This is a genomic window from Streptomyces doebereineriae, assembly GCF_031845645.1.
Taxonomy (GTDB): domain Bacteria; phylum Actinomycetota; class Actinomycetes; order Streptomycetales; family Streptomycetaceae; genus Streptomyces; species Streptomyces canus.
On the sequence record NZ_JAVREZ010000010.1, the window covers coordinates 222,501 to 240,630 of the forward strand.

An 18,130-nucleotide genomic window follows, 5' to 3' on the forward strand; every position below is an offset into this window, starting at 1 on the left:
CGACACTCCAGAAAGTGCGGCAACGGTCGTTCCGAATGGCTAGGTTAAGCGAGATCCCGTAAATGATCTGGGGTGCGCTGGGTGATCTGCGTGTTCCTCAGTCACCCGGCGAGGATGAGGTTGTGCAGGCGAGCGATTCCGAGCATCGCGTGGTGGACACCGTCGCTCTCACGCTGCCACTCACCAGGCCCTCCCGACGCCTGACGTGCTGGTCGATGAGGCACTGTCACACCCGCGTGGGACCGTGAGGATACGGACAAGCGGCGCGCGGTCGACGGTTGCGGGCCTGGTACCGGCCGACAGCGACAGCCACCGCACACCCTGAGCCGAGAAAGGCAGCGCGATGACCGACATCGACACGCAGTTCCTGCGCGGCCTGTTCGACGAGGAAGGCAGCCTGCACACCGCCGGCCGCACCACCCTGTACCGGCTCTACGGCCCCGAAGGCCTGCTCTACGTCGGCATCTCCACCTGTCCGCTCACCCGTATCCGCACCCACCTGCAACAACAGCCCTGGGGCCGCCGCGTCATCGCCATCCGGATCGACTATCCCGACGACGCACACGCAGCCGAACGCGAAGCCGTCCAAGCCGAACGGCCCCTGCACAACGTCGTCTTCAACGGGACGGCCCCTCCCCCACCACCCGACCGGGCCTCACGCCTGAGGTCCGAACTCGCCGCGCAACAGCGGCGGCTGGAACAACTCGAGGCCGCCGTACCCCAGTCCACCACCCACCTACGCCTCATCCTCCGCGGCATCACCGCAGCGCAGACACAAATCGCGAAACTCGCCAGAGAAGTCGAAGAAGCTGAGGCCGCACAACACTCACCCGGTCAGCAGACGAGACGGGCCAAGCCGTAGGCGCCGTACCGACATTGGTTCGCCCAGAGCCCAGCCACGACAGGTGGCGGGCGCTCGGAGACCAGCCTGGTCACCGTCGACTCCCGCCCCTGGCATCCCCGTCTCGATCAGGCAGTCCGGCCAGATGAGCCCGAGAACGCCCTCCGCCAGGTCGCCCAGGACCCGCCGCCGAATCACCAGCCACTGCCTTGTACCGGCACCATCAGTGTTGGCGCGCGGCACTGCCGTGTCGCCAGCTGTCGAACGCCACGAGAGCTGTGATGTCGTATCCGCCTATGAAGACAACGTCGGGCAATTGCGGTGCACCGCCGTGCCCCCGCCCCGGACCACCTTGGTTCAGCCCGGCGCGTCCATCAGAGCAGTGACGTACGCATCCAGCCGCTCCTCCACCATCCGTGCCGTCAGCTCTGTCCTGCCTGCACCCCGCCATGGCTGCGACGCCTGCTGCACTTCTTCTGAGAACGCCAGCGCGTCCCGCACCTGCCAGTACATCCGCTCGCTCGCGGCCGCTGCCAGCATGCCGCCGGCCTCCTCGTACGCCTCGGCGAACCGCACACCCCACGCCGGTCCGTGCAGCAGCGCGAGATTAGTGCAGCAGTGCGCGACATCGAGGTCCGCCGGGCCCCAAGAAGCCGCTGCCCAGTCGACGACGCCGGTGATGCGGAAGGCTGCGGGGCCCTTCGGAGGCACGTCGAACAGCACGTTGCCGGGGTGGAAGTCCCGGTGCAGGAACCGTCCCTCATAGGGGGGTGCGGGCCGTCGGATCACGTCGATCGCCGCGGCCCATGTCGCCGTGTCGGCGCCCTTCGGTGTCACGACGGTGTCGGCGGTCGTCAAGGTCACGTACCCCGGGGGCCGCTCGGCGGGGCCGGGTCGCACCGCGTGGATCGCCACGAGTTGACGGGCGAGCAGAGGGACGCGCGCCTCCACTCCCTCGTCCTTCAGGACCGTCCGGCCCGCCAGATGGGTCATCAGCAGCGACGGACACTCGCAATGCACGGCCCTGTGATCAACCGCCACCAGCCCAGGAGCCGGCACGCCGGTCCCCGCGAGCAGGGCGAGGGCGCCCCTCTCCCTGTTCAGCCAGTCCTCGGCGCGCTCCGCATCGACGAAGGTCCGGAGCACCAGGTCACGGGTGCCTCCGTCTTGCCTGGCGACGGTCACACGCCGCATCTCGGCAGTGATACCGCCATGCAGCGCTTCGGCTTTGACGACCCGTTCGCCGACGTCCAGATGCCGGTTCACCCAGGCCAGCGTCAACGGCCGGACGGCCACCGCCCCATCGTGGTCTGCCACTGCGCCACCCCATCATCCAGGCGGCGGCCTGCGCAAAGGTGTTTGCCGGAGGGGATATCAACGCTGTTCTCCTCTCCGCCTCAGATCAGGACTCGGAGCAGCAACTCGGAACTCCCGTCGGGAGAAGCCGGCCATCCTCTCCGCCTCGACGTTCATCAGTCAGGCCTTCCAGCGCGCCGAGGCGTTCCTGTTCGGCAGGCGGACTTACGAGATCTTCGCCGGCTCCTGGGAGCGGGCATGGATCCGGGAAACCCCGTCGGGCAAGCGTTGAACACGCGACCCAAATACGTCGCCTCGGCCACGCTCACCGACCCTCGATGGGCGAACACGACCGTCCTGTCGGGCGACGTCGCGGGCGCCGTCGGAGAACTGAGAGCCGCCGCGGGCGGTGAGCTGCAAGTGTGGGGCAGCGGCACCCTGATCCGCTGGCTGCCCGACCACCGGCTGGTCGACGAGACAATTTTGCTCACCTATCCCGTGATCGTCGGCCAGGGCACACGGCTCTTCCCCGCCACCGGCCCGGACCTTGGACTCGAGCTGGCCGACCTGCGGTCCACCCCGAAGGGGCTATGCACGGCTGTTCGGCTCTACCGGATCCGCCGACGGCAGGACACCCACGTCTGCACTGTCGCCACTGGCATTCACATTCGTCGATTGAGGCACTCAGCCACAGCGGTCCCCACAAAACAGCCCAGCCTTCTGCCAGAGCAAGATCGGAAACGACCTACCGGACCCCGCTTCCGACCCCCGATCGGTTCAGCCCCAAGCCCGCGAGATCAGCAAGAGCCTCCTCGCCGTCGGGGTAGAGGCAAGACCGCGTCCCAGACATCCTGACGTCGTCGACACAGGTCATGGCGTCCCGCGTCCAAGGATTCCAGGCCGGGGCGGGGCCGAATTGGCGGGGGCAACTGATCGCCTACACCTACTCACCACTGACCCGACGGATTGCCCGACCGGCGCAGGTGTGCGTCGATCAGAGCGAAGGTGGCTTCCGGCTGTTCGATCTGCGGAAGATGGCCGGCCTTGGGGACGACTTCGAGTCGGCCGTCGCCGAGGGCGTCGGCGTACGCGGCGCCGTAGGCGGGAGAGACGATGCGGTCGCTCTCACCCCAGAGCAGGAGGGAAGGCACCTGGATCTGCCCGAGCCGGCGCAGCAGCGTGGGGTCGTGCATGTAGGGATCGCCGGCGAGGATGCGCATCGTGGCCATGTTGGCTTGTCTGCGCGCGAGTTCCTCAGCGGGGAGGCCGGCCGGGTCGAGGTAGTAGCGGTCCGGGTCGTGCCAGGAGTGCTCCGCGACGCCGCGGGCGTCGAGGGCGAAGAAGTCGGTGATGGGTTCCGTCTCGACCTGCACACCTACCGCGTCGATCAGGACGAGGCCGGTGATGCTTCCCGCGCTGTCGCGTATGGCCATCTCGGCGGCTATCCAGCCCCCGAGGGAGGAGCCGACGACGAGAACATCGCGCAGTCGACGGTCGCGCAGCATGTGCAGATAGGCGAGTGCAAGGTCGTCGATGCCGGTGAGCCAGGCGGGGCGGCGGGTGCCGTCCCAGCCGGGGTGCACGGGCGTGATCGTGTGGGCAGTTCGGGAGAGGTGCTGGGCGAGGCCGGCGACGGTGGCGGGGCCTCCGCCGCCGTGCAGGACGAGAACCGGCCTGCCTGCTCCGGCCTCGGACAGCGTCAGGGACAGGTCGGCGTACATGGCTGATGCGTTGGTGGACATGCGGACGATAGTAACTAAACATCTTTATATAAGCTAGCTTGGTCATGCCGTAGACTCGATGCATGCACGTTGAGCTGCAAGAACTCGGCAGAGCGGTCAAACAGGCCCAGTACCGACAGCATCGGGCCCTCGACAGCGCCCTCCAAGCCATCGGCACGACGCTGGCACAGTGGGACGCCCTGCGCGCGATCAGCCGCTCCCCCGGAGCATCCGCCCGCGAACTGGCCGCAGCCACGTTCCAGACGGAACAAGCCTTCGGAACACTCGCCGGCCGTCTCACCGCCCAGAACCTCGTAGAACGCCGCCCAGGACACGGTCGGCGCATCGAACACCACCTCACACCCACCGGTCGGCAAATCCTGGCAGCAGGCCACAAGATCGCCGACGAAGTGCTCGCCGACTGCTTCTCCGCCCTGCCGAACGCGGACCGCGCGACCCTCCTCGATCTGCTTCGGCGCCTCGGCGCGGCACGAGATACCTAGTCAACTACTAGGCCAGGTGGACGCGTTGCGCATCGGGTGGTCCGGGGCGGCGCGCGCTGTTCGAGCAGGTGGCCAAGACATCGCGGGAGAGAGGCGCATCCCGCTTGTACTGGACCACCAAGGAGGACAACACCAGCGCCCGCGTGCTGTACGACAAGGTGGCGAGCTTCAAGGGATTCATACGCTACGACTACCCCTTGGCCATGCAGCGTGGGCTGCCCTGCCGCCCCCCCCATGGGCCGGCGAGTTCGCCTGAGCCCAGGGCACGTGGCTCGGGGTCGTGAGCACAAACGAGCGGCCGAAGCGGGGCGCAGGCCGAACTGGTCTTCTGCGACCGGCCGCCGCCGCTCACACTGGCAGCTACGCCGTCAGCTGTCGATCGAACAGCAGATCGTGATCTTGAGAGTCGGAGTGGGTGACTGATCAGCGTTGCGCAGCAGTCGGCCAGGAAGTCAGTGCCAGTTCGGCAACTGCGGCCAGTTGGTCTGCGGTGGCGCCATCCTGGGCTCGCTGCGAGAGTCCCTGCAGGACTGTGGCGAAGTAGTCGGCCAGGGCTCGAGGGCTGACGTCGGCCGGCAGCTCTCCCGCCCGCTGCGCCTCCCGCAGCCGGGACTCGAATCCGTCCACGTTTTTGTTGCGCAGATTACGGAGGAATGCTCGCACCCCCGCATCCTGCGGAGTGACGTTGGTTGCGGCGCTGATGGCCAGGCAGCCGGCCGGGTGCGACGGGTCCGGATAGATGACCGCAGCCTCCCGAAGGATGCGCGCGAACGCCCCGTACGCAGTGGTCTCCTCGCGCAGCGCCACGCCCGCGAAACTGCCGACAGGCGACTGGCCGTAGGCGTTGACGACTTCCTCGAACAGGGACTTCTTGTCCCCGAAGGCCGCGTACAGGCTCCCTGAACGGATCCCCATCGCATCGGTCAGATCGCCGATCGAAACGCCTTCATAGCCTCGCTCCCAGAACAGCCGTGTGGCTGCGGCAAGCGCCGCTGCGTGGTCGAAGGTGCGCGGACGGCCGCGCTTGGGTGTCTCAGCCATGCCCCACATTTTAGAGTGCTCGACCAAAAAAGGTGCTACCTTCTTTCTTGGTCGATCACTCAACAAATGGAAGGCGGTCAATCGGCATGGGTACGCAGCGACTTGAAGGAAAGACGGCACTGGTCACCGGCGGCAGCAGGGGCATCGGACGAGCCATCGCGGAGCGGCTTGCCCGGGACGGCGCTGTTGTCGCACTGACTTACGCCCGCGACGAGAGCGCGGCACACGACGTCGTGGAGCGCATCCGAAAGGATGGCGGCCGGGCCTTCGCCCTCCACGCAGAGCTGGGCCGTCACGGCGACGCCACCGCCTTGTGGTCAGCCTTCGACGCCCAGATTTCCCACCACGCGACCGACCAGGCCGTCGACATCATCGTCAACAACGCCGGGATCGGACGAAGCGCAGATCTGGCTTTATTGACCGAGGCCGGCTTCGACGAGGTCTTCGCCGTGAATGTGCGAGCTCCGTTCTTCATCGTGCAAGAGGGTTTGAAGCGACTGCGCGACGCCGGCCGGATCATCAACATCTCCAGCGGCGCGGCCCACCTCGCCATGCCCGAGGCCATCGCCTACGGCGCCACCAAGAGCGCCCTGGACAACTTCACCCTCAACCTCGCCAAGCAGCTGGGCGCCCGGGGCATCACAGCGAACTCGGTCGCCCCCGGGATCATCGATACGGACGTCAATGCGGGCTGGCTGCGCGGCAACCCGGAGGCCGAAGCCCACGCGAGCTCGCTGGCCGCACTGGGCCGGGTCGGCCGACCGGAAGACGTGGCCGACATCGCGGCCTTCCTCGCCTCGGACGACGCACGCTGGGTCACCGGCAGGACGATCGACGCGACCGGCGGCTCCGGCCTGTGACCCTCCCCTTGGACGGGAGCACCCGTCGGCGACCTCCCGTCCGAGGGAACTCGCCACTAGTGCTCTGACCGCATAGGTTCGCCGGGTGGGCGGCGTCGGTGCTCGGACCGTCTGGACTCGGTGTGGGAACAATGCGAGCGGTCGCGGAGCCGATCAAACTAGGCTCCCAGCATGTCTGGTCCGACGTTGGTGATCGAGTTGGCGGAGCCGCTCTCCCCGGCTGCGCTGCGGGAGTTCCGCGCGTTGATGGTGGGGCTCTCCTCCCACTTCGACGAGAAGCGGTCCGGGTTCTTCGACGTCAACGTGCCCGCAGAGCGACTGGGCGTCGAGGACAGGCGAGAGAAGGACTGGCGAAAGCCGTTCCCGCTGCCACTCCTCGGCAACACCTCCGCGGACGAGGGGCTCGCAGCCCTGGTGGGATTCAATCCGCAGCGCGAGGACTGGCGTCGGCCCTTCCTGGTCTACTTGATGGGGCCGGGCGTCGGCGACGAGAGCACCTTCGAGGCTGAGCACGCGGACGAACCCGAGGTGGAGGCCATCCTCGGCTTCAGACCGACCCATGCCGTCAATGTCAGCGCCGGCTGCAATCGCGAGATCGACCACGTGACCACGGCCCTGCTGACCGCCGCTGTCATGGACGTCATCGGGGGCGTGGCCAATGTCGAGCTGCTGGATGGACAGGCGTCGGTCGTCGCTGGCCTTCCGGGGGTGTTGGGGATCGCGGGCGACGACTGGATGGCGCTGGGATCGGCCGAGTTCCTGCGGGCCTGGGTTGGGCACCCCGCCTTCCGGCTGGTCAAGTAGCCCAGACAGATTCACTGCGGAGGTGGCGCTGTGACCTGGAACGTTCGCCAGGCCTACGCGATGGCCCCGTCGGTGGTGGTGCCCGGCGGCTGGCGGTTCACCCATGACCCCCGCGGCGCCTTCACGGCGATGGTCTTCGCGCCGGAGCCCGTGGAGCTGTCCTCCTTCGCCGCGGAGCACTGCCGGCTGTCCTCTTCCCCTGAGTCCGGATTCGTCCGGGTCCTCCAAGTCCAGCTCCGCGACGCCAAGGGCGTGGACATGCTGCGTGGCTGTGTGCTGCGCCGGATCGACGCCGAAGGCACGTACGAGCGGACCATCGACTCGGCCGACGACTGGTACGACGTACTGGCCGACGTGTTCCATCTGAACCTGACCGACGTCGACACCCCCGCGCGGGCGGCGCTGTGGCACCGCGTCCACACCGCACACCAGCAGTGGGATGCTGAGGGGCAGCGCGCAACAACGCTCTGACAGGACGGTCGGCTCATCGGTTCCTGCCCACTGTTGGCCGGGGGACTTCTACGATCCTGTGCATGCCGGATCCCGAGTTGCCGAGGGTCTCGTCGCCCTTGCGCTCGCGCACCTGCGTGGATGAAGAGGCGGACCGGCCGCAAGCGCCGGGCCGTACGTCACCCGGCGGGTTTGATGCGGAGTACGGCGGCCGCATCCAGGATGTCGACGACCTTCAGGCTCATGGCGTCGTTGAAGGTCGCAGCGGGGCCCTCGCCGCAGCTGAACCCGACACCGCCTCCGCCGTCCGACGACACGCTGCCGCCACCGGAACAGCCCGAGATGCTGTAACCCGACCCTGTCAGCTGGGCGACCATGTCCACCTTTCCGCCGGCGATCGCGGTCACCTTGATCGGCCCGAGGCCGTACGCTTCCGGAACTGTCACGGCGTCTCCCACCGCGACCTTGATTTCGCACGTCCCGTCAGCACACGGTCCGGTTGGCGAGGGCGACGGCGACGGTGTGGCCGTCTTTGTGGGACCGGACGCCGACCCGGATTCGGAGCTGCTGGGCCGGCCCCCGGCGGAGGGCCCGTCCGAAGAGTCCGAGGAACACGACGTGAGAAAGGTCAACGCACAAGCGACAACAACGGCAATGGCGGCGGTGGATGACGTTCCTCTACACATCATGATTGCCATTGAACCTCCACCCCTTGGCCCCCGGGCGGGTGCGCCACAAGACCTCCTCGGGAACGTTCGGCACCACCACAACAGGCTGAACGTGTGCGGCAGAGTCCAGCACTTGCCCTACCGACCGGCTGGAGGCATACGGACGACCGCTGTTCCTCCCTCCAGATCCACCATGGTCCGGTTCGGCGGTGCCCCGTCCTCCTCGTCGTCCCTGAGTATGAGCGCCGACTGGCGCTCCTTCAGTTCGCTCTGCTTGCCCGGCGAGAAGCTCGCATGAAGCTGCTCGAAGCCGGTTGCCGAGATCTGGCCCTGTCTGGCGCTGTTCCGCCAGGGCAGCAGCCCGGCGCGACCTGCGCGCAGAAGCAGCTGATCAGCGAAGGCCGCGGCGGTCAGCACGATGACCAGTCCGGGCAGGGTCATGAAGACGGCGAATCCCATGCGTCCAGTATCAGGGGGAAGGCACACGCACACGCCGCCTTCGGATAAACCGTCTTCACCCGCCTGCCAACGGCCGGGGCACTGACCAACCCGTCCGGGCCTGTCTTTCATCGACGTGCACCACATCCCGGTCGGCGCCCCCCCCACAATCGAAGCCTTCGGACGCCACGACAGGAGCCGGTACCTGGGGGCGCTGCGACAGGAGCCCGCCACCAAGAGCTCGTGGCTCGCCTCCACCACCGACCCGTTCGGCCAGGTCTGCTGCAGCAACGCCGACGGCCGGAACGGCGCAGCGGCGGTCCCCACCGGTGAGTGCTTCAGAGTGTCGCTCGCACCCCACGGTCGTGATCGACGAAGTGCAGGTGGATGAAGCACGGCGTCCTGGTGGAAGCGTGGACGAGTCCAGATCAGGCGGCAGCGGCCCGCAGATCCTCGGCCGTCAGCAGCGACAACAGTCCGATGCCCTGAGCGGCGAGGGCATCGGCGCCGCCTTGCTCGCGGTCGATCACGCACAGAGCTTCCTGCACCTGGGCCCCCAGAGCACGCAAGTCCGCGGTCGACAGCACGATCTGTCCACCACTGGTGACCACGTCCTCGACGACCAGCACCCGGCGACCCTCGATGTCGGCGCCCTCGGCGAGACGGCAGGTGCCATACGGCTTCGCCTGCTTGCGCACGAACGCGCAGGGCAGACCCGTTTGCCGGCCGAGTGCGGTCACCACCGGGATGCCACCCATCTCCAGGCCGGCCAGCACCTCGGTGCCCGAGGGCACCAACGGGGCCATCCGCCGGGCGATCTCATCGAGCAGGACCGGGTCACCCTCGAACCGGTATTTGTCGAAGTACTCCGTGGCAGTACGCCCGGACCGAAGCGTGAATTGTCCTGTCAGATGGGAGGCGGCATGGATACGGCGAGCAAGATCAGAATGTGTCACGGACGCCCAGTCTTCCAGCCGCCCCTCGCGAGGCTGATGACAGCCCCGGCTACCGCCTGGTTGGTGCACCGCCCGTCCGCCTCTTCTCAGCCGCCGCGCATGTTCGGCGGCATCGCCTTCGTGTACCTGGGCAACATGGCCGTCGGCGTGACCGGCGACGAGCTCATGGTCCGCGTCGGGCCCGACGCCGCCGACGCGGCCCTCGCCCGACCCAGGGCGCGGGACTTCGACACGACCGGCCGCCCGATGCGTGGCTGGGTCGTGGTCGCCGGGTCCGCCGGGACGCAGGACGAGGCCCTGGGAGCGTGGATCGACGAGTGACGCGCCTTCGCAGCGAGCCTGCCGCCCATATGTGACGGCCCCCGGCCGCTGCCGTGTCGAACGGGCCAGTGGAGCTACGGCGCGGCCTGGGAGTGCGGTGGGTTCGCGGTCCGGCGGGAACGCGTTCGCGTATCACCTCGCCGGACCACGACCCCTGTCCTACGGGGTGGTCGAGCGGCCGGCCGGTCCAGGTACCGCTGTGACCGCAGGAGGGAGCGTCTTCGCGGGCATACCCGAGCCGTTTCCCGGGCCGGCTCGGCGGCCGCGTCCTGGACGCCGATCTGACGGGTCACTGGCCGGGCTCCCGGACTTCAGTTCCGCGGTCCCACCGCATCCAGTACGGCCTCCAGTTGCCGTAGCGGATCCGGGCCGGCGATCCGCAGGACGACCGTGTCCGCGCCGGCCGTGGCCAGGGCGCGGAGACTCTCGGCAGCCTGCGAGGCGGGGCCCGAGACGGTGAACACCTCGTGCGGCGGGCGACCGAGCCAGGCGCCGTGGCCCTCGATGTGCGGGTGCAGGACCCGTGCCACCTCGTCGGCGTCGTCACCGACGCAGGCGAAGGCGAAGACCGTCAGGGCGTGGTCGGACGCGGCGCCGCCCTTCGCGGTCAGCGCGCGGGCGTTCTCCAGGTCGCGCGGGCCGTGGCCCTCAGTGATCACGGTGCCGTCCGCGACCCGGCCGGACAGTTCCAGGGAGCGAGAGCGCACAACGCCCGCGACCACCGGCGGCACCTCGGTCGGCGGATGTGTCAACTGGACTCCGTCCAGGCGCACTTCACGGCCCGTCAGCTCCACTCGCTCCCCACGCAGCAGCGCGCGTACGGAGACGATCGTCTCCTCGAGCAGGGCCAGCGGGGAACGCGCCGCGGCGCCCACCTGGGCCATCCACTCCTGCACCCCGTGCCCGATCCCGGCCACCAGCCGTCCGGGGAACACCCGTGCCAGCGTGGCCAGTTCCATCGCCAGAAGCGCCGGGCTGCGCAACGGGGCGGGGGCGATGCCGATACCCACCTTGATACGTGCCGTAGCTCCCAGGGCCACGGCCGCTGCCGACACCCCGCCGTTCCACCCGAGGTCCTCCACCACCCACACGTCGTCCACGCCGAGCGCCTCTGCCCGCCGCGCGAAGTCGGGCAGCCCTTCCGGGGCCCAGTCTCGGTCGTACATCACGCCGATCCGTACGTTCGTCATACGCGGAACCTATGTGGGGGCGGCAGCTCGTTCAACGGGGTATCGCGGCAGGGGGACAGCCACGGCGGTCTCCTGTGATCCCACTCGCCGCAGATCCGCAGGACGAGGGCGACAGCTGCGGGCGGCGGGTCGGGGGAAGGCGGAGCGTGAGGACACCCGTACGGCGATCGATCGCCGACCCACTGTCTACGCCACGGCGGCGCGGGCCCTGCTTGGTGCGCGCCGACCCCGACGAGTTCCTGTACAGCGCCCTCGACCAGCTTGAACTGCCGCGCGAATACGCCGCAGCGGTATTCGGTCACCGCGACGCCCTGAACGTCCTGCGGACCTCGACGCCGACTGCCGCAGCCGTATCTCGGTGGAGGACATGGCCGTTGCCCTCATCGACGAGGCGGAGCTGCCCCGCTTCGTTCAGCGCCGCTTCACCGTCGGCTACTGAAAAAGATCAGAGCGCAGATCGCCGTGGGGGAATCGTGGACTCCCCCACGGGCGGTCGTTTCTCCATCAGCCATTCCGAGCGGCCGGCTGCTGCCAGTCCGTCGGCATGGTGGATCGGGCTCTGGTCGTAGCCATCACAGCAGCGCGGCCACGACGACGTGATCGCCCATCGGCAGCGGCAGCTTTCCCACCCGAGCGAGCAGACCTGAGGCGCTCTCGGCGATCGGCGGGGCGCCCCGGAGAGGGCGCCGGCGACTGCGCCGCAGCCCAGGCGCTTCCGGAACCGCTCCGGCTCAGCCCCCGCTCTTTCGCCGGAACGACCGCTGGCTCGCAGCCGGGCCGTGCGCCCCACGGATCTTCGAGGCCTGGGGGTTGGCAGCAAGGTCGGCGGCGTCGGCCTGCGCACCACGCTTGCGTGCCAGGGCCTCGCGGAACTTGCGCTTGAGGTCGTAGTTGCCGTCGCTGTCGGGCGCGAGAGCGGACGTCTCGGGCTCAGCCGGCTCCGAACCTTCTGGGGATGCAGCTTCTGCGGTCATCGTGACCTCCTGGGTTCGGGCAGTGGGACTCACAGCTTGTCATGCCGGGCGCGGTACAGGGCGCCGGTGTCCCTTCTCAGGCGCACGGGTGCGGTGAGGTCCGTGGAGCTACCCCACTCACCGAACCGACACCCACGCTTTCGCCCTCGGCTGCGGCACGATCTGCCGGTGACGCCTCAAGGTGCGACGGCGACGGGGACGTCCTGCTTTCGGATCACCCTCCCGGGCGTGCGATAGGTTGCCCGCCATGACTGAACTCGCTGTCGTCGCCTGGCCAGTTGCCCCGATCAAAACCGAGCGGCTCGTGCTCCGCGAGTCCGAGGCACGGGACCGTGCGGCGTTCATCGAGCTGTTCGCCTCGTCGGATGTGCATACCTACCTCGGTGGTCCTCAGCCGCGTGATGAGCTCGAGCGATCGGTGCCTGAGACGCCCGGGCGGCGCCCTGGCCATTTCGTGATCGAGCTCGACGGAGCGATGATCGGCACCGTCGAGGTCAGCCGGCGCGATGCGGAGCGTCGCGGCAATGTCCGTCCGGACGCCGGGGAGGCCGAGCTCAGCTACCTGTTCCTGCCGGAGGCATGGGGACGCGGGTACGCCGCCGAGGCGTGCGCAGCGGCACTCAGCTGGTTCGCCGACGCGCTCCCCGGCGTGCCGGTGGTGCTCTACACCCAGACCGCCAATGCCCGCTCGATGCGCCTCGCGGCCAAGCTGGGGTTCACCGAGGTGCAACGGTTCGAGAAGTGGGACGCCGAACAGTGGATGGGCGAGTGGTCCCCGGTCACACCGCCCGCTTGAGGGCAACCACTCCATGGCTCGGATCAGCCGCTGTTGCCGGGCTGGACACCTCGACACGGCCGTCGCGGGCCGGCTTCGTGCTCCCCCGCTCCGGCACGACCTGGCCACCCTCGTCCGCCTCAAGGTCTTGACCGGGCACGCAGAGGCACGTCCGAGAGCGCCGTCACCGGCGCCCTGATCATGTCCTCACGGGCTTCGGCGGGGCAGTTGCTGAGAACCTTATTCAGCCGTCCTGGCTCACCGCCGCGTCGAGGAGGGGGCCGAGCTCGCGGGCCACGGTCGTCAGCGGACGTATGTCCCGCTCCGCCCGGGCCATGAGGATCGCTCCCTCCAAGGCGCTGACCATGAGGGTGGCCAGCGCGGCCGCTCGTTCCTCGGGCACTCCCACGTCCGTCAGCGCCTGGGCCACCGGAGCGGTCCAGGTGGCGAACGCCTGCGCCACGGCGGCCCGCGTGGACGCGGTCGACTCCGCCCAGTCCACCGTGGCGGCGGCGACGGGGCAGCCTCCCGCGAAGCCGACGCTTTCGTACTCGTCGGTCCACTGGCGCACCATTTCCGCGAACAGTCCGCTCGGCGTCGGTTCGGGCAGGGCGGCGAGGAAACGGGCGACTCGGTTGCCCGCGTATCGGGCTGCCCAGTCCACCGCCTCGTTGACGAGCTGCTCCTTTCCGCCGGGGAAGTAGTGCTGGAGCGAACCGCGCGGCGCGCCGGCGTGGGCGGCGACCTCGCGCATGCCGGTGGCGGCGACCCCGTCGCGCCGGATGAGCTGAGCAGCGCTGAAGACCATCCGCTCCCGTGCGCCCCTCTCGGGCACCGCCATCGCCGACCTCCCTGTGTGGTTTGCGCGGGTCCACTCTATGACCGCCGTCATAGGAGCGTTTACTATGACGGCTGTCATAGTGTGCGGCAACGGCTCGGCCTCGGCGTGAGCCGGAAAAGGCGGTGCCTTGTGTACGTGGGATTCATCGGCCTCGGAACCATGGGGCAGCCCATGGCCCTCAACCTCGTCCGGGCCGGGACGCCTCTCGTCGTGTGGAACCGCACCCCCGGCCGGTGCGAGGTCCTGCGCGCCGCAGGAGCCCAGGTCGCCGCGAGCCCCGCCGAGGTCTTCGAGCGGGCCCGGACCGTGTTCCTCATGCTGGCCGACGAGGCTGCCGTGGACGCCGTGCTGGGGCGCGGCACCCCGGACTTCGCCGGTCTCGTCGCCGGACGGACCGTCGTACACATGGGCACGACCTCGGCCGAGTACTCGGGCGGTCTGCAGGATGTTGTCCGGGCTGCGGGCGGAAGGTACGTGGAGGCTCCCGTCTCCGGCTCCCGCGTCCCCGCCGAGCAGGGGGAGCTGGTGGGAATGACGGCGGGGGACGACGACGCCGTCGCGGCCGTACGCCCTCTGCTGGCCACGATGTGCCGGGCGACGTTCGACTGCGGCGCGGTCCCCGGCGCGCTGCTGATGAAGTTCTCGGTGAACCTGTTCCTGATCACCCTCGTCACGGGGCTGGCCGAGGCATTCCATTTCGCCGACCGGTACGGACTCGACCAGCGCCTGCTCCGGGACGTCCTGGACGCGGGCCCGATGGCCAGTGCCGTCTCACGGGTGAAGGGGCCCAAGTTGCTGGCCCGCGACTTCACCGTGCAGGCCGCCGCCACCAACGTCCTGGAGAACAACCGTCTGATCGCCGAGGCCGCCCGCAAGGCCGGTCTGACCTCCCCACTCCTCGACGCCTGCCACGCCCTGTACGGCGAGGCCGTCGAACAGGGCCACGGCGACGAGGACATGGTGGCCGTGCTGCACGCCCTGGAGACCCGCACCGACGGCACGCCCGCACCCGCATGACTGGAGGACCACGCGAGACAGCCATGCGCCGGACGAACACCTGCCGCCGCACCGCCACCTGACAGCCCGTTCAGGTGAACCTCCCCGGCCGCACTGTTCGGCGCCGCACGCGTCGAGCGGCGTCATCACCGTGGACCCGTCCACCGGCACCGAGAACCGAAGAGGATTCCGCACTACTCCCAGACGTGCTCGGCCACGTCGGACATGACCCCGTACGCGCCTTTCGTCGCGGACCTCAAGGCACAGAACGCCGCCGACACCGGCAGCACCTGAGCGTCAGGCGGCTCAACCCGGTTTCACAGCGCCCCTCGACGGCTCCCGGACCCCGCAGCCGGGGACCGAGCAGGATGATGGCGCATTCGCGCGACTCGAAGACCGTAATGGGGGAACCGGGAGAGGAGCCCTGGCACACGAGAGGGAGGCGGGTGCGCGAGGCCCGTATCCCTGTACCGGAGGAGAGGCCACGATGGCGCGCGAACAGGACTCCCGGCAGGCCGTCCCGAACATGCCGGGCATGCGCCCCGACACCGACGGTGTCACCCGCCGTCGGCCGCTGCGGAGGCAGCACGTCGAGGAGACGGTCGAGGTCGCGGTGCCGGTGCGGACGGCGTACAACCAGTGGACGCAGTTCAAGACCTTCCCCCGGTTCTCGTCCGTGGTGCACGGCGTCGAACAGGTCAGGCCCACCGTGACCGCCTGGACCATCGGCTACGGGCCGCTGCGCCGCCGTTTCGCGGTGGAGATCGTGGAGCAGGACCCCGACTCCTACCTGGCCTGGCGCGGCCTGGAGCAGCGCCCCTCGCACCAGGGCGAGGTGGAGTTCAGGCCCACGGAGTCGGGCGGCACGGCCATCACCGTCCGGATGCTGCTCGAGCCACGCGGAGCAGCGAAACGGCTCACCGGCTCTTCCAAGATCACGCAAGTGACCGCCCGGCTGGTCCGCCGCGAGCTCCAGCACTTCAAGCAGTTCATCGAGGGGCTGGGACAGGAGGGCGGGGCGTGGCGCGGCACCATCCGCAACGGCCGGGTACAGCACGATCACCCGGAACCGCCGAGGAGCCGCGTGGCCCAGTGGCCCGTCGGCTGACCCGCGTACCGCAGGCGGCAGGACAGACGCGGCAAGAGAAAGGCGAAGCGATGCAGAACCCGCCCGGCGAGGAGCCCGAGACCACCCTCTCGGTGACACCGCCGAAGAAGTGGGCGGCCGGGGTCCCGGCGGTCGTGCACGCTCTGGAGTACTCCCTGGAGCAGACCTCCCCGCGCAAGACCGGGGTGGACCTGCTGGCCATGAACCAGGTGGGCGGGATCGACTGTCCCGGCTGCGCCTGGGCGGATCCGGCCCCGGGGCAGCGCCATCGCAACGAGTACTGCGAGAACGGCGCCAAGCACATCAACGACGAGGCCACGAAACGCCGGATCACCGCAGACTTCTTCCGTGAGCACAGCGTCTCCGACCTCGCCGGGCGCTCCGACATGTGGCTCAACCAGCAGGGCCGGCTCACCGAACCCGTGATCAAGCGGCCGGGCTCGGACCACTACGAGCCCATCGGCTGGAACGACGCCCTGGGTGTGCTCGCCGGGGAACTCATCTCGCTCGCCTCCCCGGACGAGGCCATCTTCTACACGTCGGGCCGGGCCAGTAACGAGGCCGCTTTCGTCCTACAGCTCTTCGCGCGCGCCTTCGGCACCAACAACCTGCCCGACTGCAGCAACATGTGCCACGAGTCCAGTGGCTTCGCCCTGAGCGAGACGCTGGGCACCGGCAAGGGCACCGTCAGCCTCGACGACCTCCACCACGCCGACCTGATCTTCCTGGTGGGGCAGAACCCCGGCACCAACCATCCGCGCCAGCTGACGGCCCTGGAGGAGGCCAAACGCAACGGCGCCCGCATCGTGGCGGTCAACCCGCTGCCCGAGGCGGGGCTTCGGCGCTTCAAGAACCCGCAGAAGCCACGGGGGGTCATCGGACGGGGCACCCAGATCGCCGACCGCTTCCTGCACATCAAGCCCGGTGGCGACCTCGCCCTCTTCCAGGCCCTCAACCTCCTGCTGCTGGAAGCCGAGGACGCCCGGCCCGGCACCGTCCTGGACCACGACTTCATCGACGCCCACACGACCGGCTTCGAGGAGTTCGCGCAGCATGCCCGCGCCGTCGACTGGGACGACGTGCGCGCGGCGACCGGACTGACACGCGAGGAGATCGAGAAGGTCCACGACGAGGTCCTGCGCAGCGAACGTGTCGTCGTCTGCTGGGCGATGGGCATCACCCAGCACAAGCACGGCGTGCCCACCATCCGGGAGATCGTCAACTTCGTGATGCTGCGCGGCAACCTCGGTCGCGCCGGCACCGGCGTCTGCCCCGTGCGCGGGCACAGCAACGTCCAGGGCGACCGCACGATGGGCATCTGGGAGCAGATGCCGGACTCCTTCCTCGACGCCCTGCAGCAGGAGTTCGGCTTCGATCCGCCGCGCCCGCACGGACTCGACTCGGTGAACTCGATCAAGGCGATGCACGAGGGCCGCGTCAAGGTGTTCCTCGCTCTGGCCGGCAACTTCGTACGCGCGGCCCCCGACAGCGAGATCACCGAGGAGGCCATGCGTTCGTGCCGGCTGACCGCCCACATCTCCACCAAGCTGAACCGCTCGCACACCGTCTGCGGTGACACGGCGCTGATCCTGCCGACCCTGGGCCGCACCGAACGCGATGTACAGGCCGACGGCGAGCAGTTCGTCACGGTCGAGAACTCCATGAGCGAGGTGCACACCTCCCAGGGCCGCCTCGAACCGGCGTCCCCCCTGCTGCTGAGCGAGGTCGCGATCCTGTGCCGGCTGGCCCGCCGCACCCTCGACGGCAAGCCGGACGTCCCCTGGGACCGGTTCGAAGGGGACTACGGCACGATCCGTGACCGCATCTCCCGCATCGTGCCGGGATTCCACGACTTCAACGCGCGGGTGACACGACCCGGCGGCTTCCAACTGCCCAACCCCGTCAACGAGGGCGTGTTCAACACCTCGGCCGGCAAAGCGCTGTTCACCCGCAACGAGCGCGTGATCCCCAAGGCACCCGAGGGCCACCTGCTGCTGCAGACCCTGCGCTCGCACGACCAGTGGAACACCATCCCCTACACGCTCGACGACCGCTACCGCGGCATCCACGGCAGCCGCCACGTCGTGCTCGTCAACCCGGCCGACCTGAGCGAACTCGGCCTGGCCCAGGGTGACCACGTCGACCTGGTGAGCGTCTGGGCGGACGGCACCGAGCGCCGCGCCGAGAACTTCGAGATCGTCCCCTACCCGGCCGCACAGGGCTCCGCCGCCGCCTACTACCCCGAGACCAACGTCCTGGTGCCGCTGGACAGCGTCGCCGACATCAGCAACCAGCCCACGTCGAAAGGCCTCGTCGTCCGCCTCGAGCCCACACCCGCCTGACCGAA

General features: G+C 69.0%; 20 protein-coding genes. 11 read left to right on the forward strand and 9 right to left on the reverse strand.

Annotated features, from left to right (window positions below; genetic code table 11):
* Positions 1-343 precede the first annotated feature (343 nt).
* Entirely contained in the window at positions 344-862 is a 519-nt protein-coding gene (locus RNB18_RS28235; protein ID WP_311716912.1) for a GIY-YIG nuclease family protein, read from the forward strand.
* A 336-nt stretch (positions 863-1,198) separates the two neighbouring features.
* On the opposite strand, the gene RNB18_RS28240 is transcribed toward RNB18_RS28235, so the two are convergent.
* Complete coding sequence (locus RNB18_RS28240) at positions 1,199-2,158, reverse strand: phosphotransferase family protein (RefSeq protein WP_311716913.1); 960 nt, start codon at positions 2,156-2,158, stop codon at positions 1,199-1,201.
* 237 nt (positions 2,159-2,395) lie between these two features.
* Between RNB18_RS28240 and RNB18_RS28245 the strand changes: the two genes are divergently transcribed.
* Positions 2,396-2,992: a dihydrofolate reductase family protein gene (locus tag RNB18_RS28245; protein WP_311716914.1), complete on the forward strand. Its 597-nt coding sequence runs from the start codon at positions 2,396-2,398 to the stop codon at positions 2,990-2,992.
* A gap of 92 nt (positions 2,993-3,084) precedes the next feature.
* Here RNB18_RS28245 and RNB18_RS28250 read toward each other — a convergent pair whose 3' ends face one another.
* Positions 3,085-3,879 (reverse strand): alpha/beta fold hydrolase, encoded by a 795-nt coding sequence (locus RNB18_RS28250; RefSeq protein WP_311716915.1) that lies wholly within the window; start codon positions 3,877-3,879, stop codon positions 3,085-3,087.
* A 62-nt stretch (positions 3,880-3,941) separates the two neighbouring features.
* Here RNB18_RS28250 and RNB18_RS28255 point away from each other — a divergent pair, with 62 nt between their 5' ends.
* Positions 3,942-4,361 carry a MarR family winged helix-turn-helix transcriptional regulator gene (locus tag RNB18_RS28255; protein ID WP_311716916.1) on the forward strand — a complete coding sequence of 140 codons (420 nt, stop codon included), beginning with the start codon at positions 3,942-3,944 and terminating at the stop codon, positions 4,359-4,361.
* A 423-nt stretch (positions 4,362-4,784) separates the two neighbouring features.
* Here the strand turns inward: RNB18_RS28255 and RNB18_RS28260 are convergent, their stop codons facing one another.
* Entirely contained in the window at positions 4,785-5,411 is a 627-nt protein-coding gene (locus RNB18_RS28260; protein WP_311717033.1) for a TetR/AcrR family transcriptional regulator, read from the reverse strand.
* A gap of 77 nt (positions 5,412-5,488) precedes the next feature.
* Here RNB18_RS28260 and RNB18_RS28265 point away from each other — a divergent pair, with 77 nt between their 5' ends.
* From RNB18_RS28265 to RNB18_RS28275, 3 genes are all read left to right on the forward strand, one after another.
* Positions 5,489-6,262: an SDR family oxidoreductase gene (locus RNB18_RS28265; RefSeq protein ID WP_311716917.1), complete on the forward strand. Its 774-nt coding sequence runs from the start codon at positions 5,489-5,491 to the stop codon at positions 6,260-6,262.
* Between the two features lie 171 nt (positions 6,263-6,433).
* Positions 6,434-7,066 carry a DUF6368 family protein gene (locus RNB18_RS28270; RefSeq protein WP_311716918.1) on the forward strand — a complete coding sequence of 211 codons (633 nt, stop codon included), beginning with the start codon at positions 6,434-6,436 and terminating at the stop codon, positions 7,064-7,066.
* 30 nt (positions 7,067-7,096) lie between these two features.
* Positions 7,097-7,537: an arylamine N-acetyltransferase family protein gene (locus tag RNB18_RS28275; protein WP_311716919.1), complete on the forward strand. Its 441-nt coding sequence runs from the start codon at positions 7,097-7,099 to the stop codon at positions 7,535-7,537.
* A 158-nt stretch (positions 7,538-7,695) separates the two neighbouring features.
* Here RNB18_RS28275 and RNB18_RS28280 read toward each other — a convergent pair whose 3' ends face one another.
* From RNB18_RS28280 to pyrE, 3 genes are all read right to left on the reverse strand, one after another.
* Positions 7,696-7,962 carry a hypothetical protein gene (locus RNB18_RS28280; protein WP_311716920.1) on the reverse strand — a complete coding sequence of 89 codons (267 nt, stop codon included), beginning with the start codon at positions 7,960-7,962 and terminating at the stop codon, positions 7,696-7,698.
* Positions 7,963-8,322: 360 nt separating this feature from the next.
* Positions 8,323-8,643, reverse strand: a complete 321-nt coding sequence (locus RNB18_RS28285; RefSeq protein WP_311716921.1) for a DUF6191 domain-containing protein — start codon at positions 8,641-8,643, stop codon at positions 8,323-8,325.
* Positions 8,644-9,050: 407 nt separating this feature from the next.
* The gene (gene pyrE / locus RNB18_RS28290) at positions 9,051-9,578 is read right to left on the reverse strand and encodes an orotate phosphoribosyltransferase (RefSeq protein WP_311716922.1); all 528 of its coding nucleotides are present in this window, start codon (positions 9,576-9,578) and stop codon (positions 9,051-9,053) included.
* A 63-nt stretch (positions 9,579-9,641) separates the two neighbouring features.
* Between pyrE and RNB18_RS28295 the strand changes: the two genes are divergently transcribed.
* Positions 9,642-9,899 (forward strand): TfoX/Sxy family protein, encoded by a 258-nt coding sequence (locus RNB18_RS28295; RefSeq protein ID WP_311716923.1) that lies wholly within the window; start codon positions 9,642-9,644, stop codon positions 9,897-9,899.
* Positions 9,900-10,210: 311 nt separating this feature from the next.
* Here the strand turns inward: RNB18_RS28295 and RNB18_RS28300 are convergent, their stop codons facing one another.
* Both RNB18_RS28300 and RNB18_RS28305 read right to left on the reverse strand, forming a co-directional pair.
* Positions 10,211-11,089, reverse strand: coding sequence for an LLM class flavin-dependent oxidoreductase (locus tag RNB18_RS28300; protein WP_311716924.1), 879 nt, complete (start codon positions 11,087-11,089; stop codon positions 10,211-10,213).
* A gap of 731 nt (positions 11,090-11,820) precedes the next feature.
* The gene (locus RNB18_RS28305; protein ID WP_059209864.1) at positions 11,821-12,063 is read right to left on the reverse strand and encodes a DUF5302 domain-containing protein; all 243 of its coding nucleotides are present in this window, start codon (positions 12,061-12,063) and stop codon (positions 11,821-11,823) included.
* Between the two features lie 247 nt (positions 12,064-12,310).
* On the opposite strand from RNB18_RS28305, the gene RNB18_RS28310 reads away from it, so the two are divergent.
* A complete protein-coding gene (locus RNB18_RS28310) occupies positions 12,311-12,859 on the forward strand; it encodes a GNAT family N-acetyltransferase (protein WP_311716925.1) in 549 nt (182 codons plus the stop codon).
* Between the two features lie 223 nt (positions 12,860-13,082).
* On the opposite strand, the gene RNB18_RS28315 is transcribed toward RNB18_RS28310, so the two are convergent.
* Positions 13,083-13,679: a TetR/AcrR family transcriptional regulator gene (locus RNB18_RS28315; RefSeq protein ID WP_311716926.1), complete on the reverse strand. Its 597-nt coding sequence runs from the start codon at positions 13,677-13,679 to the stop codon at positions 13,083-13,085.
* 129 nt (positions 13,680-13,808) lie between these two features.
* On the opposite strand from RNB18_RS28315, the gene RNB18_RS28320 reads away from it, so the two are divergent.
* The 3 genes from RNB18_RS28320 to RNB18_RS28330 all read left to right on the forward strand — a co-directional run bounded on the left by RNB18_RS28320 (position 13,809) and on the right by RNB18_RS28330 (position 18,125).
* Positions 13,809-14,696, forward strand: a complete 888-nt coding sequence (locus RNB18_RS28320; RefSeq protein ID WP_311716927.1) for an NAD(P)-dependent oxidoreductase — start codon at positions 13,809-13,811, stop codon at positions 14,694-14,696.
* A 466-nt stretch (positions 14,697-15,162) separates the two neighbouring features.
* Positions 15,163-15,783, forward strand: coding sequence for an SRPBCC family protein (locus tag RNB18_RS28325; protein WP_311716928.1), 621 nt, complete (start codon positions 15,163-15,165; stop codon positions 15,781-15,783).
* 50 nt (positions 15,784-15,833) lie between these two features.
* Positions 15,834-18,125 carry an FdhF/YdeP family oxidoreductase gene (locus RNB18_RS28330; RefSeq protein WP_311716929.1) on the forward strand — a complete coding sequence of 764 codons (2,292 nt, stop codon included), beginning with the start codon at positions 15,834-15,836 and terminating at the stop codon, positions 18,123-18,125.
* Positions 18,126-18,130: the final 5 nt, after the last annotated feature.